This is a genomic window from Kitasatospora setae KM-6054, from assembly GCF_000269985.1.
GTDB lineage: Bacteria > Actinomycetota > Actinomycetes > Streptomycetales > Streptomycetaceae > Kitasatospora > Kitasatospora setae.
On record NC_016109.1, the window covers coordinates 3,171,521 to 3,185,700 of the forward strand.

Annotated in this window: 15 protein-coding genes; 6 read left to right on the top strand and 9 right to left on the bottom strand. The window is 73.5% G+C overall.

The features are described 5' to 3' along the window. The first annotated feature begins 120 nt into the window (after positions 1-120). Both KSE_RS13945 and KSE_RS13950 read left to right on the top strand, forming a co-directional pair. Positions 121-1,434, top strand: coding sequence for a nicotinate phosphoribosyltransferase (locus tag KSE_RS13945; RefSeq protein WP_014135956.1), 1,314 nt, complete (start codon positions 121-123; stop codon positions 1,432-1,434). A 260-nt stretch (positions 1,435-1,694) separates the two neighbouring features. Beyond that, positions 1,695-2,285, top strand: coding sequence for an isochorismatase family protein (locus KSE_RS13950; protein ID WP_014135957.1), 591 nt, complete (start codon positions 1,695-1,697; stop codon positions 2,283-2,285). A gap of 22 nt (positions 2,286-2,307) precedes the next feature. On the opposite strand, the gene KSE_RS13955 is transcribed toward KSE_RS13950, so the two are convergent. Then, positions 2,308-3,339 carry a type IV toxin-antitoxin system AbiEi family antitoxin domain-containing protein gene (locus KSE_RS13955; protein WP_014135958.1) on the bottom strand — a complete coding sequence of 344 codons (1,032 nt, stop codon included), beginning with the start codon at positions 3,337-3,339 and terminating at the stop codon, positions 2,308-2,310. 316 nt (positions 3,340-3,655) lie between these two features. Here KSE_RS13955 and KSE_RS42800 point away from each other — a divergent pair, with 316 nt between their 5' ends. Next, positions 3,656-4,240 (top strand): hypothetical protein, encoded by a 585-nt coding sequence (locus KSE_RS42800; protein ID WP_157850064.1) that lies wholly within the window; start codon positions 3,656-3,658, stop codon positions 4,238-4,240. A gap of 159 nt (positions 4,241-4,399) precedes the next feature. Here the strand turns inward: KSE_RS42800 and KSE_RS13965 are convergent, their stop codons facing one another. Beyond that, positions 4,400-5,653, bottom strand: coding sequence for a cation diffusion facilitator family transporter (locus KSE_RS13965; RefSeq protein ID WP_014135960.1), 1,254 nt, complete (start codon positions 5,651-5,653; stop codon positions 4,400-4,402). A gap of 306 nt (positions 5,654-5,959) precedes the next feature. Between KSE_RS13965 and KSE_RS38380 the strand changes: the two genes are divergently transcribed. Both KSE_RS38380 and KSE_RS13975 read left to right on the top strand, forming a co-directional pair. After that, positions 5,960-6,349, top strand: a complete 390-nt coding sequence (locus KSE_RS38380) for a hypothetical protein (protein ID WP_014135961.1) — start codon at positions 5,960-5,962, stop codon at positions 6,347-6,349. Between the two features lie 237 nt (positions 6,350-6,586). After that, positions 6,587-7,678 carry a DUF2332 domain-containing protein gene (locus KSE_RS13975; protein WP_014135962.1) on the top strand — a complete coding sequence of 364 codons (1,092 nt, stop codon included), beginning with the start codon at positions 6,587-6,589 and terminating at the stop codon, positions 7,676-7,678. Between the two features lie 21 nt (positions 7,679-7,699). On the opposite strand, the gene KSE_RS13980 is transcribed toward KSE_RS13975, so the two are convergent. The 7 genes from KSE_RS13980 to KSE_RS14010 form a co-directional block, all read right to left on the bottom strand. After that, positions 7,700-8,221, bottom strand: coding sequence for a DinB family protein (locus KSE_RS13980; RefSeq protein ID WP_014135963.1), 522 nt, complete (start codon positions 8,219-8,221; stop codon positions 7,700-7,702). Between the two features lie 76 nt (positions 8,222-8,297). Further along, positions 8,298-8,741, bottom strand: coding sequence for an HIT family protein (locus KSE_RS13985; protein ID WP_014135964.1), 444 nt, complete (start codon positions 8,739-8,741; stop codon positions 8,298-8,300). 18 nt (positions 8,742-8,759) lie between these two features. Further along, positions 8,760-8,999, bottom strand: a complete 240-nt coding sequence (locus KSE_RS13990; protein WP_014135965.1) for a hypothetical protein — start codon at positions 8,997-8,999, stop codon at positions 8,760-8,762. A gap of 200 nt (positions 9,000-9,199) precedes the next feature. Continuing rightward, positions 9,200-10,681, bottom strand: coding sequence for a type VII secretion-associated serine protease mycosin (gene mycP, locus KSE_RS13995; protein WP_014135966.1), 1,482 nt, complete (start codon positions 10,679-10,681; stop codon positions 9,200-9,202). A gap of 90 nt (positions 10,682-10,771) precedes the next feature. Further along, positions 10,772-12,247: a WXG100 family type VII secretion target gene (locus KSE_RS41145; protein WP_051055215.1), complete on the bottom strand. Its 1,476-nt coding sequence runs from the start codon at positions 12,245-12,247 to the stop codon at positions 10,772-10,774. Between the two features lie 46 nt (positions 12,248-12,293). Beyond that, a complete protein-coding gene (locus tag KSE_RS14005; RefSeq protein ID WP_014135968.1) occupies positions 12,294-12,707 on the bottom strand; it encodes a hypothetical protein in 414 nt (137 codons plus the stop codon). Between the two features lie 140 nt (positions 12,708-12,847). Next, positions 12,848-13,537: an endonuclease V gene (locus KSE_RS14010; protein ID WP_014135969.1), complete on the bottom strand. Its 690-nt coding sequence runs from the start codon at positions 13,535-13,537 to the stop codon at positions 12,848-12,850. Positions 13,538-13,872: 335 nt separating this feature from the next. Here KSE_RS14010 and KSE_RS41150 point away from each other — a divergent pair, with 335 nt between their 5' ends. Further along, the gene (locus KSE_RS41150; protein ID WP_148283096.1) at positions 13,873-14,109 is read left to right on the top strand and encodes a hypothetical protein; all 237 of its coding nucleotides are present in this window, start codon (positions 13,873-13,875) and stop codon (positions 14,107-14,109) included. The last annotated feature ends 71 nt before the right edge of the window (positions 14,110-14,180 follow it).

Consider the following 14,180-nt stretch of genomic DNA (forward strand, 5'->3'; position numbering starts at 1 on the left):
GGGAGCCGGGAGCGAATCAGGGTGCCCGGACCCGGCCGCGGGCGGGCCGGCGCGGGGTCCGACACGAAGCCCCGAAGAGAAATCGTCAATCTGACGCTAAGTGGTAGTAGCATCATTCCCATGGACGCCATCACCGCGCACCGCAGCTCCGCGCTGCTCACCGACCGCTACGAACTGACCATGCTGCAGGCCGCGCTGCGCAGTGGCGCCGCCCACCGCCGCTCGGTCTTCGAGGTGTTCACCCGCCGCCTGCCGAGCGGCCGCCGCTACGGCGTGCTGGCCGGCACCGGCCGGGTGCTGGACGCCATCGAGGGCTTCCGGTTCACCGCGCCGCAGCTCGACTGGCTGGCCGACCAGGACGTGGTGGACGAGGAGACCCTGCGCTTCCTCGCCGACTACCGCTTCACCGGCAGCGTCCACGGCTACCCCGAGGGCGAGGCGTACTTCCCCGGCTCGCCGCTGCTGACCGTCGAGGGCACCTTCGCCGAGGCGGTGATCCTGGAGACGGTGATCCTGTCGATCCTCAACCACGACTCGGCGATCGCCGCCGCCGCCTCCCGGATGACCGCCGCCGCGGGCGACCGCCCGGTGATCGAGATGGGCGCCCGGCGGGCCCACGAGCAGGCCGCCGTCGCCGCCGCCCGGGCCGCCTACCTGGCGGGCTTCGCCGCCACCTCCGACCTGGAGGCCGGCTTCACCTACGGCATCCCGACCACCGGCACCGCCGCGCACGCCTTCACCCTGCTGCACGACAGCGAGCGGGACGCCTTCACCGCGCAGATCGACTCGATGGGGCGCGACACCACCCTGCTGGTGGACACCTACGACCTCAACGAGGCGGTCCGCACCGCCGTCGAGGTGGCCGGGCCCGACCTCGGCGCCGTCCGGATCGACTCCGGCGACCTGACCCTGCTGGCCCACCGGGTCCGCCGCCAGCTCGACGACCTCGGCGCCACCGGCACGAAGATCATCGTCACCTCGGACCTCGACGAGTACGCCATCGCCGCGCTGGCCGCCGCCCCGGTCGACGGCTACGGCGTCGGCACCAGCCTGGTCACCGGCAGCGGCCACCCGACCTGCGCGATGGTCTACAAGCTGGTCGCCCGCGAGTCGGTGCCCGGCGGCGAGCTCGTCCCGGTCGCCAAGCGCTCGGCCGGCGGCAAGACCAGCGTCGGCGGCCGCAAGTGGGCCGCCCGCCGCCCCGACCGGGACGGCGTCGCCGAGGCCGAGGTGGTCGGCACCGGCCCGGTGCCCGCCGAGCTGGCGCCGCACCTGCTGCAGGTCCCGCTGATCACCGGCGGCGAGGTGGTCGGCCGCGAGCCGCTGGCGGCCGCCCGCGAGCGCCACCGCCGGGCCCGCGCCGGGCTGCCGCTGTCGGCCACCCAGCTCTCCCGCGGCGAGCCGGTGATCACCACCGAGCGGCTGGCCGGCTGAGCCCGGACCCCCGCCGGCCCGGGGGCGGCGCCGGGGCGGCGCGGGAGCCGCGCGGGCCCGCCGGTGCGGAAGTCCGGCTCCCGGCACTCCCCCTGCGGCACTTCCGCACCGCCCCGGCACTGCCTAGAGTGCCAACCGCTGTACCGTCCGGGCCCGGCCCGGACGCCTTCCGACGCCACACCACCGGCACCACCCGCACCACCGCGGCCGAGACCCCCCGGGCTTTGGACCGCACCCGACTCCGAGGAGAGAAGCCAGCCATGCACCGGGCCCTGATCGTCGTCGACGTGCAGAACGACTTCTGCGAGGGCGGCAGCCTCCCCGTCGCCGGCGGGGCCGAGGTCGCGGCCGCGATCACCGACCTGATCGCCGAGTCCGCCCCCGGCTACGCCCACATCGTCGCCACCCGCGACCACCACATCGACCCCGGACCGCACTTCGCCGCCGAGCCGGACTACGCGCGCTCCTGGCCCGCGCACTGCGTGGCCGGCACCGAGGGCGTGGGCTTCCACCCCAACTTCGCCCCCTCGGTGACCTCCGGCGCGGTCGAGGCGGTGTTCTCCAAGGGCGCGCACGCCGCCGCGTACAGTGGCTTCGAGGGCTTCGACGAGCACGGCGGCACCCTCGCCGACTGGCTGAACGAGCGCGGCGTCACCGACGTCGACGTGGTCGGCATCGCCACCGACCACTGCGTCCGCGCCACCGCCCTGGACGCCGCCCGCGAGGGCTTCGCCACCCGGGTCCTGCTCGACCTCACGGCCGGCGTCGCCGCCGCCACCACCGCCACCGCGCTGGACGAACTGCGCTCGGCGGGCGTCGAGTTGACCGGAACTCCGGTCGTCCGAAGCTGACGCGCCGTCAATTTGGCCCGCCTCAGCGCTCGGTGACCACCAGCTCCACCACGTCCTCCCCGCCGAGCCCGTACGCCTCGGCCAACTCGCCGCCGACCGCGCCCCGTTCGGCGGCGAGCCGGGACGAGCCGACGTACACCACCCGGACGCCCAGGTACTCCATCCGGTGCTGGCCGCCGCGCACCCAGGCGGCCTCGCCCTCGCTGACGCAGCGCAGTTCGGAGTCGACCTCGACCGCGACCGCCGCCTCCGGCCAGTACAGGTCCGGCACCGCGACGTAGGTGCCGCCGCGCATCCGCAGCTCCGGGCCGGGCAGCGGCATCGGCAGGCCCAACTCGATCGCCAGCGCCGACAGTTCGGCGAACGCTTCCTCCCGGCGCAGGGCCAGCAGCTCGTCCACCGCGGCCCGCACCCGGGGCGACTCCAGCAGCTCGGCCTCGGCCAGCTCGGCCAGCAGCCGCTCCGCCGTGCAGCGGCCGCCGCGCTCCGCCAGCGCCTCGCGCAGCAGCGCCCGCAGCAGGCCGGGGCCGATCCGGCCGGACTCGAACGCGCCCTGCTCGGCCCACTCGCGGATCGCGTCCGCCACCGCCCGGGCCACCGGGGCGACCGCCAGGCCGTGCACCGAGCTGGCCTCCAACTCCCGCCCGGTGCGCCGGATCCGGACCTGCCCGGCGTCCCGCAGCCGGCGCTGCCGGGGCACCAGCACCTCCACCCCGAGCACGGCCGGCAGCCGCGGCACCGACACGAACCCGTACAGCGCGAGCGCCGCCGCGCCGGTGATCACCGCGCCCTCGCGGGCCCCGTCCTCGGCGCGGCCGTCCTGCGCCGCGTACAGTAGCGCCGCCCACATCCGCTGCTCGGGCGTCGGCGCGCCGTCCTGCAGCAGGTAGACCCGCGGCAGCAGGCGCTGCCACGGTCCGCCGCTGCGGCAGTGCTCGCTCACCATCCGGGCGGGGACGCCGCGGGCGCGGAGCTGACTGGCCGTCACCACGTTCTGCTGGCGGCGGGCGAGTTCTTCGAGGGACACGGGCTGCTGCGGGATCCGGTGGCTCATGCCTCCACGTTCCCCCTCGCCTCCGACAGCCGACGCCCGACCTGGCGACCTGTTACGCAACCGTCGTCAAACCGGGACCGCTCAGCACTAAAGTCCCCATACCCTCACCCAATCGGCGTATGGGATGTTCACTCTCTTGCCGTAATAGATCGGACTTGTTTTCTAGTATCCGATTTTCATCGGATCGACACAGCATTGCGACCCGACCGAGTCCGGGCCGCCGACCTGCGCGATCTGACCAGACGTGAGCGACCCCACACCCACCGTGACGCCCCCCGGCGTCGGCGCCCGCCCCGAATTGCCTACCATCGGGCTCATGCCCCGCGACGAGACCTCAGCCCAGCGCGCCGCCCGACTACGGCTCGGCCGCCTGCCCGGCTACGTCCGCCAACCGGATCCCGCCCGACGTGGCGGGGAGGACGGACGCACGTACAAGAAGGGCTGGGAAGTCCGTTTCACGGCGCGCAGCGAAGAAGAGATAACCGAGATCCGCGACCTCGTGACCGCCGCCGGGTTCGCCCCCGCCCGGCCCTTCTTCAAGGGCCACCAGCTGATCCAGCCGGTCTACGGGATCGCCGCCGTACAGGCCTACCTGGCCGCCCGGGAGACCGCCGAGGCCACCGAGGCCACCGCCCGGACCGACCGCCGCACCGCCGGCATCCCCGAGCAGACCCGCCGCGAGCCCGACAGCGTCGCGGCCGCGGTCCGGGCCGCGGAGAACGCGGCCGCGCTGGCGGCCGCCGAGGCCGCGGCCCGGGCGGCGGAGGCGGTGGCGCGGACGGCGGGCGCCGAGGCGGCGGCCCGGGCAGCGGGCGCGGGCGGCGGGACCGACGGCTCCGTCCGCTTCGACGGGCCGGGCGCCCGGGCCGGGCGGACCGGCCGGAGCGCGCGCGAGCGCTGAGGAACCGCCCCGGCCCCCACGGGCCCCGAGCCGCCTCCCGGACACCCCGGCGGCCCCACGGGCCACAGGAGCCACCGGAGCCCGCCAGAGGGCCCAACAGGCCGCCCTGGCGGGCTTTCTGACGATGCGTCAGGTGCCGCCTCCGGCTCCGGGCCGCGGTCAGGCCGCCCCGGCCGGGGCGTGGTCGATGTGCACGGTCACCGCGAGCAGCCGGGGGACGGCCCGGATCAGGGCCCGTTCGGCGGCCTCCGCCACCTGGTGGCCGGCCACCACCGTCAGCGCGCCGTCGACCGTCACGTCCGCCTCGGCGCGCAGCGCGTGCCCGATCCAGCGCATCCGCACCGTGCCGACCCCGCGCACCCCGTCCACGGCGGCGAGTTCGCGCTCGGCGGCGTCCAGCAGCGCCGGGTCGACGGCGTCCATCAGCCGCCGGCCCACCTCGCGCACCGTGCCGCGCAGCACGCCCAGGATCGCCACCGTGATCAGCAGCCCGACCACCGGGTCCGCGTACCGCCAGCCCAGCGCGCTGCCCCCGGCGCCGAGCAGCACCGCCAGCGAGGTCAGCCCGTCGGTACGGGCGTGCAGGCCGTCCGCGACCAGCGCCGCCGAGCCGATCCGGCGGCCGGTGGCGATCCGGTGGCGGGCCACCCACTCGTTGCCGACGCACCCCGCGAGCGCCGCCCCCGCCACCGCCCACAGGTGCCCGACCGGCTCCGGGCGCAGCAGCCGCTCCACCGCCGTCCACCCCGCCACCAGCGAGGACGCCGCCACCGCCAGCACCACCGCGACGCCCGCCAGGTCCTCGGCCCGCCCGTACCCGTACGTGTAGCCGCGGGTCGCCGCCCGCCGCCCCAGCAGGAACGCCACCCCGAGCGGGACGGCGGTCAGCGCGTCCGCGACGTTGTGCACGGTGTCGCCGAGCAGCGCCACCGAACCCGACAGCGCCGCGATCACCGCCTGCGCGGCGGCCGTCGCGCCCAGCACCAGCAGCGAGACCCAGAGCGTGCGCAGGCCCTCGGCGGAGGACTCCATCGCCGCGTCGACCCGGTCGGCGGCGTCGTGCGAGTGCGGGCGCAGCAGGTGCGCCAGGCGGTGGCGCGGGCTCCCGTGCGGATGGCCGCCCGCGTGGCCGTGGCCGTCCGCGTGGCCGTGGCCGCTGTCGTCACTCCGGCCGCTTCCGTCGCCGTGATCGTGCGCGGGGTGGGGCGCGCGGGGGTGGTCCGCGCTCCGGCGAACGGGCCCGTGGGCGGTGGGAGTTTCCGCTCCGGGGGCGGTGCCGCCGTGCGGGTGGTGGTGGTCGTGGGGCTCGTGGCCGGGGTGGTCCGGCCGGTCCGGTGTGTGATGGTGGTCATGCCGGTGGCCCGGGATTCGCCCGTGGAGGTGAGGCCCGTCGCCGATTTCGCGTTCACCCATAGGGCTTACAGTGGCACACCAACTCCCTTGCAGCCACTGCCGTTGTACCACCTCTGACCAGGTGCGATGCCCTCGCAACTGCGCCGGGCGGGCGGCCATTGCTGACGGGTCGTCACACAACGGGCCGTTTCGGCTCCCCGGCCGGGCATCTCAGCAGACTTGTCACCCACAGCACCCACCCGAGGGCCTAGAGTGAGCGCTGACGCTCCCCGTCCGGACCCAGATCGAGAGGCAGCTGATGTGACTGACCGTCATGTCCCGGCCGCAGACTCGGCATCCGCTGATCGGTCCACCGAACTTCCGTACGTGTCCGTCGAGTTCGCCGCCTTCTGCGAGCTGCACGAACCCCGGTACCAGAGCTACGCCCGGGTCTGGTTCCCGGAGCACGGCGCCGCCCACCGGGTGGTCCGGCTCGCCCTGCACGCGATCGCCGAGGTCTGGCCCACCGTCCTGGAGAGCTCCAACCCGGCCGCCGAAGCCTGGCAGATCCTCCGCGACACCGTCACCGCCGAGCACGCCGCCGAGGCCGGGGAGACCGGCCTGCGCCCCGACGTGGACCGCGACGAGGACCTGGCGATCCTGCACTACGTGGTGGGCCTGGCCACGCCCGAGATCGCGGACGTGATGGGCGGCGACACCGCCAACATCACCAGCCAGCTCCGCCAGACCCACCGCAGGCGCGCCACCGACTGGTGAACCCCGCCCGGACGGGCGCGCGGCCCCACCCGCACGCCCCCTCCGTGCCTCGACCGCTCGCCGTCGTCCGTCACTCCGTTCTCCGCGGCGCTCCCCGCCGTCCCTGCCGCCCCGCGGCCCCCGCCGCCCGGCCCGGTGATCGACATCACGCGAGACGCACTATCCGGGCCCGGGCCGGCGGCGAAGGATGGATGCGGCCGACCACGGCCTTCGAGTTCGAGGACGGAGACCCCCGCCATGCCGTTCGACCACGCAGCGGCCATGTTCCACCACCAGGCGGACGGCTGCGCCGCGTTGGGCTCGCCGCTGTCCGCCGCGCTGCTGCGCCGGGCCGCCGAGGACCTGCTCGCGGGCGGCCCGTGCGCGGAGGCGGTGGCCGGCCACGAGGACGCCCCGGGCCCGGACGCCATCGCCCTGCGGCTGCTCGGCGCCGTCCACGCCCTGGTGCTGTCCGGCTTGGCCCCCGAACTGGCCGCGCACTACCCCAGCGTCGGCGGCCGCTTCGACCCGGCGGAGCCGGACGCCCCCTGGCCGGCCTTCCGCGCCGCCGTCGCCGCCCACCTGCCGTTCGTCCGCGGCTGGCTGACCCGCCCGCCGCAGACCAACGAGGTCGGCCGCGCCAACCTGCTGTTCACCGCCCTCGCCTGGGCCCAACGGGAGCTCTCCGCCGGGACCCCGCTGCCGGTCCGGCTGCGCGAACTCGGCTCCAGCGCGGGCCTCAACCTGCTCGCCGACCGGTTCCGCTGCACCTCGGACGGCTTCTCCTACGGCCCGGCGGACTCCCCCGTCGTCCTCGCCGACGCCTGGCGCGGCGAGCCGCCCGCCTGGCTGCGCGGCGCCCCGCTCCAGCGGGTGACCGACCGGCGCGGCTGCGACCCGACCCCGATCGACCCGCGCTCCGCCGACGGCTCGCTGGCCCTGCGCGCCTACCTGTGGGCGGACCAACTCCCGCGCGTCCAGCGGCTGAACGGCGCCCTGGCGCTCGCCGCCGAGACGCCCGCCCCGGTCGAGGCCACCGGCGCCGCCGCGTTCCTGCGCGGCGTCGAGACCGCCGGGGGCACCCTGACGGTGGTCTGGCACTCGATCATGCGGCAGTACGTCCCCGCCGACGAATGGCGTTCGGTGGAAGCCGAGTTGACGCGCCTCGCGACCGCCTCCAGCCCGTCCGCGCCGTTCCTGCACGTCGCCTTCGAGCCCCGCCGGGTCGGCACCGGACACCGCTTCCTGCTCACCGCCCGACTCGGCGCCGGCCCCCGCACGACGCTCGCCGAGGCCATGCCGCACGGCCTGCCCGCCTGGACCCTCGCCCCCGACGACCCCGCCCGCTGAGCCCCCTCCCGCGCTCCCCCGTCAGCCCGCCACATCGTGGCGGTGGTGCACCGGGTCGTGGATCAGGTACCGGGCGAAGGACTCCACGGTGAACCGGGCACCGTCGCTGCGGTCACCGGTGCGCTGCCGGTCGGCATCCCCGACCGACTCGAAGGAACGCGCCAACTTCTCGGCTGCCGCCGCCAGTTCGACCGCGACGACGGCCGGGTCCTGCTCCCGGTAGCGCTCCTCGACGGCGGTGGCGTCCTGGTCCCAGTTGGCGAACAACGGGCCGTCCTCGGCCAGCATCAGCCGCAGCCGCACGTCGAACAGCCGGAACACGTCCCGGACGTGGCAGGCGTACTCGAGCGGCGACCACACCCCGTCCGCCGGACGCTCGCCCAGCGCCTCCCGCGCCCCGCCCAGCAGCCCGACCCAGAACTCCGCGTTGGTCCGGATCATGCCGGGCACCTCCGCGAAGCCGACCGCCGGAGTGTCCAACCCGCAGTCCGCGCAGGGACGTTCGAGGACCCAGGTCCAGTCCTTGGTGTCAGGAGTGATCATGCCCTCAGCATGGCCTCCACCCCCCTGCCCCGACCAGCGCCACAACCGCCAGCACCCGTCGAGATCCCGCCACCGCTCACCCCCGCAGCGCCGCCGCCAACTCCCCCGCCAACGCGTCCATCCGCTCCACCGGCACCGCCCGCTCCCCCGCCCGCAGCATCCCGAACACCCGCGGCCCCCGCGACCCCTCCGGCAGCTCCGCCGCGCGCGGCACCACGTGGAAATGCAGGTGCGCGAACCCCGCCGCCTCCCCGAACTGCGCCACGTACGCCTTCCGGCACCCCGTCACCGCCTCCAGCGCCCGCGCCAGCCGGACCTGCCACACGCCCAGCGAGGCCGCCTCCGCGTCCGTCAGCTCCGCCATCGACTCCAGGTGCCGCCGGGGCAGCAGCACCAGCCACCCCGGCAACGCGCAATCCACCGCGTGCACCACCCGCCAGTGCTCGTCCACCGCGATCCGCTGGTACGCCGGCAACCGCTCGAACTCGCCCTCCCGGGCACACGCGTAACAATCCTCCACACCACCGACCCTAACGGATCAGCCCTGCCCCTCCACATTCACCGCACACACCGAGGACGTCGGCACCAACCCCGGCAACAACCCGTCCAACAACCGCGAACACACCTCCCGCTGCTGCTCGTCCCGCACCCCCTCGGCCCCCGCGACCCCCGAAGCCCCCACCGTCCCCGCCACCACCACGGCCACCCCCGCCACCACGAACTTCCACCGCACCACGGCAACCACCTTCCAGGCATCCGACAACCACACTTCCGCCATCTCCTACCCCACCACCCCCACCCCGCCCGAACACCCTCCCCCATCCGAGGGCGTGTCCCACCCCACCACGGCCACCATCCGCCGCAGGACCTGCACCCACCCGAAAAAACGGCCGTTCCGCGACTCGAAAGACCCGCGGAACGGCCACCCCTGACACCCAGCACACCCCCACGCAACTCTCCCCGGCCGGCCCCGAGGATTCACCCCTCCACCGACCGACCACCGGCCCCCTCACCCCTGATAGGGATTCCCCCAGCCGGCGGCTGCACCGGATACGAAGGCTGCCCACCCTGCTGCTGCGGATACCCCGACGACTGCTGCCCCTGCTGCGGATACCCATACCCGACCGGCGGCTGCTGGTACCCGTACCCAGCCCCACCCGGCCCCCCAGCACCACCAGGCCCCCCCGGGCCACCGGGACCACCAGGCCCCCCGCCCCCATTGCCCTTCTTGGAACGACGCACCAGAACGACAACCAACACGACCACGATCAGACCGACAACCCCACCACCGACCGCGATCAGCACCCCACTGCCACTCTTGCCCTCCGCCTCCCCACTCGCCTGCGGCGCAGCCGAATTCCCCCCGGCCGCAGGCGACTTCACAGCACCGGAGGCCGGCTTCGAAGCGGGCGCGGACGGCGCGGCCGAAGTACCACCCATGACATTCGGGTCCGGCTCCGCCCGGTTCAGCAGCGGGTTCTGCTTCGACCCGTTGTCCACTGCCGGATTGGCAGCCAGCGCACCGGACGGAGAGGCGATGCCGTAACCGTACTTGTCGTTCGGAAACGGCCCCTTTCCATCCGGCTGATAGGCACTCTTGATCATCCGATTGATGACCTGCCCGGCCGACAGGTTCGGATACTTGGAGCGCACCAGGGCGGCGATAGCAGACACGAAAGCCGCAGAATCCGACGTACCGTTGGCCTTGCTGTACTGGTTACCGGGTGAGGCGTTGTAGATTTCCTCGGCCGGAGCCGCCAAGGTCACCTGGGGTCCGGTGCTCGACTTCTCCCACGGGTCGCCGTTCCGCTTGATGCCCGTTACGGCCACCACTCCCGGGAAGCTCGCAGGGTAACTGGGTGCCACTCCGGCGATGTTGCCGGTAGCGGCCACGAGTACGACGTCCTTTTGGATGGCGTACTCGATCCCCTCCCGATACCCCTTGTCGCTTATCGAGTTCGATCCGAGGGACATGTTGATGACCTTGGCCCCGTGATCAACCGCGAAGCGGATGGCATCACCGAGATCCGTCTCATGGTCAAGTCCCTTGAAATCCGCCCCTCCCAGGGTGACCTTGATGGGGAGGATTTTGGCCTTGGGCGCGAGCCCCATGACACCGGCGTTGTCACCGTGCCCATGCCCGGCGATGTCGGAAGCCATTGCAGTGCCATGGCCTTCGGTGTCAGATCGCCCGTCTCCACCGGAGGGAGTGAGATCAAGGCCAGGAAGCACCTGTCCCGCAAGGTCGGGGTGACTCGCGTCGACACCGGAGTCGATGACGGCCACGGTCACTCCCTCACCCTGGGTGAGAGGCCACACCTTCGCCGCCATGTCGTACTTTTCCAGTACCCACTGGTTCTGGCGGATGTTGTCCGCCGCAGCAGGCCCGGTACTGATGCCCCACAGCAGAGTTCCCGCAGCAAGCGCGGCCAGGCCGCGTACGGATCGGCTGGTCGTCAAGCCTCGTCACCCCTCGTTGAGCGGCCGCCCCGCAGACCCTTGGATCCACAGGGCGGCCAGGTAATGTGCGACTGTCCTACTGGCCGAGCGTCATTCCACTACGTTCGGGTTGGCGTTCCCGCCGGAGGCCCAGGTCTCCTCGTCCTCCACCAGGTAATCCGGGCGGTCCGTGGTGCCCTTCTTGGCGCGCTTGCTGCCCTGGCCCTGACCGGCCATTCCGGCACCGTTTCCGGCGGCACCGCCCTGGCCGACCGCCCCAGCCTGGCCCGCACCACCAGTGGCGCCCTGACCGAAGCGGTTCCGACCGATACCGGAGCCGCCCTGGGAGAACGCACGCCCGCCGGCCCCGCCCTGCGAGGTCTCACCGACGACACCACCGGCCTTGCCGGCCAGTCCGCTGCTGGATCGCCCCTTGGGGGCTCCGCCACCACTGCCACTGCCGGCACCACCGCCGAGGCCCCCGGCGCCGGCGCCACCGCTTCCCGCGCCCCCAGCACGTCCGGCAGCGCCCGCGCCGCCGGTAGCGGTGCTACCGCTGTTCAAGCCTCCGGAGCCGAACGTGCCGGCTTTCGCGGCACTGCTGCCACTGAAACCGGCACGGCTGACACCAAGGCCGGTACCGCTGCCCAGGGTGCCCCCGCCCTGCCCCGCAGAGCCGCCGACGCCACCACTCAAGCCGTTACCGCCGGCCGGGGCGTGTACCCCACCGGAACCACCGGCCGACACGGTCCCGCCCCGCACACCACCTTGGATGCCGTCGATGCCCGTGCCCGGGCCCTTCGGCTGGGAAACGGCGTTGGCCGTTCCCCCGGAGATCCCCGCGTCGGTCGGACGAACCACAGCAGGCTGGACCTTCGGCGCCTGCGGTGCACGGCTGGTGGACAAGCCCTTGGAGGAGGTCTGGGACCCGGCAGAACCGCTTACCCGTGCGCCGGGCTGGTAGGTGCCGAGACCCGCAGCGGCGATCGCCGCGATGAGGCCGGCCTGCCCGCTGCTGTCCGACGAGACATTTTCCTTGGAGTCTTCCCATCGAGAGCCGTTGGGGACCCTCAGGTAACCGGTGGCAGCCTTGTAGTTGGCTGCCAGGATCCTCATCACCCCCACCGCTTCTTCCTTGCGCGATTCGGCGATGGTGTGCTGGGTCTCGTAGTTGTCGATCCCGACCGCCTGCTGGGCGGCGTCACCGACCGCGTCGGTCACCGTGTCGAAGAAGCCCGGCTTGTCGGGCATGCTGTTCCTGGCCGTGTCAATCTCGATGGACATCAGCTCCAGCGTCCCAGCGGCATCGTGCGCGTAGGAAGAAGCGGCCTCGACCTGACTGGCCAGTTCCGTGACGTGCGCGCTGAACGCCTCGCTGCTGCTTCCCTGCCAGGTGCTGGTGGCATCCGTGGTAGCCGTCCTCAGCGCCTCGCTGACCTTGTCCAGGGTTTCGGCCGCGCGGCGCCAAGGGTCTGCCGCAGCCATGACCTCGGCCGATTTCATGGACTTGACCATGGAGATCAGCTCACCATGGCTGTGGACGGAGAAGTCGGTGGTCCCGCTCTCGCCGTCAATCGATTGCCTCACCGCTCAGCCCCTCGCTCGTCGCCCGATTTCCTGGTCATCTGCGTCATCACCAGTGCTGCCCCGTCGTATCCGGGGTGATCGCACGACTCTCGTTGGGGTTGGTGCTGCCTGGGCTTGAGGCCGGCGTCCAGCCGTCGCTCGCGAGCGTCACGTGCTTGCGGGTGTCCTGCTCTTGCTCGTCGTAGTTGTTCGCGGTGTAGTCCGCCTTCTGCTGCACCGAGTCGATGGCGTCCTGGATCATCTGCAGCCGACTGCTCAGTTCGGAACGCATCAAGCTGTACTTCGCGTGCAGCGCCTGCGCCTCGGGAAAGTCCCCGAACGCGGCCGGACTGATCCCACTCCGGCCGTACACCTCCGAGCTGCCCGCACTGCCCTCGAACTCGCTGAGCAGTCTCCGCACTTGGGCCGCGAACGCCCGCAGGTTGTCGACCTCGATCTGGAAGCCGTTACCCGTACTCATGTGTCTCGTACCTCCCCCGTACCTGCTGCCCCGCTCGACTGCCCGCTCGACCGCCTGGGGCCTGGAAAAGTTGGCTCCAATCTCTATGTCTAACACATGCAACGGGCAGTCAACACGCCCCCTGGTGGGTGGGTGTGGGTTCAGGGGGTGGGGGCGGTGGCGGCGAGGGCTTGGCGGCAGAGGGCGTCGGCTCGGCGGGTGGTTTCGGGGAGGCGGTAGGTGGGGGTGAGGGCGAGGGTGACGGTGGTGGCTTCGGGGAGGCCGATGCGGTGGCCGGTGGAGAGGAAGACGGGTTTGACGTGTTGGCGGGTGCGGAGGGCGCGGCCGACGGGGTCGGGGCCGTCGAGGAGGGGGGTCCAGTCGCCGCGGTGGGGGCCGGGGGGCTGGTGGGTGAAGGTGAAGGGGTTCTTGGCGATGCCGAGGGTGGGGAGGCCGGTGTGGACGCCGAGGTGGCTGGCGAGGCCGAGGCGGCGGGGGTGGGCGAGGCCGTAGCCGTCGCAGACGACGAGGTCGGGGGTGCGGGTGAGGCGGGCGAGGGCGTCGAGGACGGCGGGGAGTTCGCGGAAGGCGAGCAGGCCGGGGAGGTAAGGGAAGGCGACCCGGCCGACGGCGGTGGCCTGTTCGACGACTTCGAGGGTGGTGTAGTCGAGGAGGACGGCCGCGGCGGCGACGACGTCGCGTTCGTCGTCGTAGGCGACGTCGACGCCGGCGATCAACGTGCCGGGGCGGTACGGGGGTTCGGGCCCCTCGGGGATGACCAGGTGGCGCAGGCGCTCCTGTTCGGCGCGGGCGGCCTCGGCGGTGGTGGGCCAGTCGGCGGGGACGGTCATGGCGGCTCCCGGTGGTTGGGGGGCGGGGACGTCGGGGTCGGCACGCTACCGGGGCGGGGCGCTGCCGGGACGTGAGTCCGTGCGCCCCCTGTGCCCCGGAGTAGGTCGACTCCCGCTGGTTAGGCTGTACTTACCGTTCGCCGCCGTACCTGTCGAGCCGGGTCCCCGCCCGCGGCTCCCCGCTGTGCCCGTCGTTCCCCCGCCCTCCCGAAGGGTCGACCGCCATGCCGCGCCCCGCCGTTCCGTCCCGTGCCGTGACCGCGTCGCGGGCTGCCGCGCTCGTGTCCGGTGGCCGTTTCAGTGCCGCGCAGTGGGGTGTCGGCACGCTGACCGCGGTGGTCGCCGCGGTCGCGCTGCTGGCCGTGTCCGGGGAGTCGGGGGTGTGGCGGGTCGCGGTGCTGGTCGGCTTCGCCGTCCTGCTCGGGACGCTGTCCGCCGTGCTGCTGGCCGCCCGGCGCCGTCCGGCGCGGCCGGTGGGACGGGCGGGGTCGGCGGGGCCCGCCGGGCCACCGGTGGCGGCCCGGCCCGCGCCGGCCGTGCGGGAGCGGGCGTACGCGCACCAGTCGCGCTGAGCGGGGGTGCCGGGCCGGGGTACAACGACTCCCGGGCCCGCGGCAGGTCAACGGCTGCCGCGGGCCCGGGC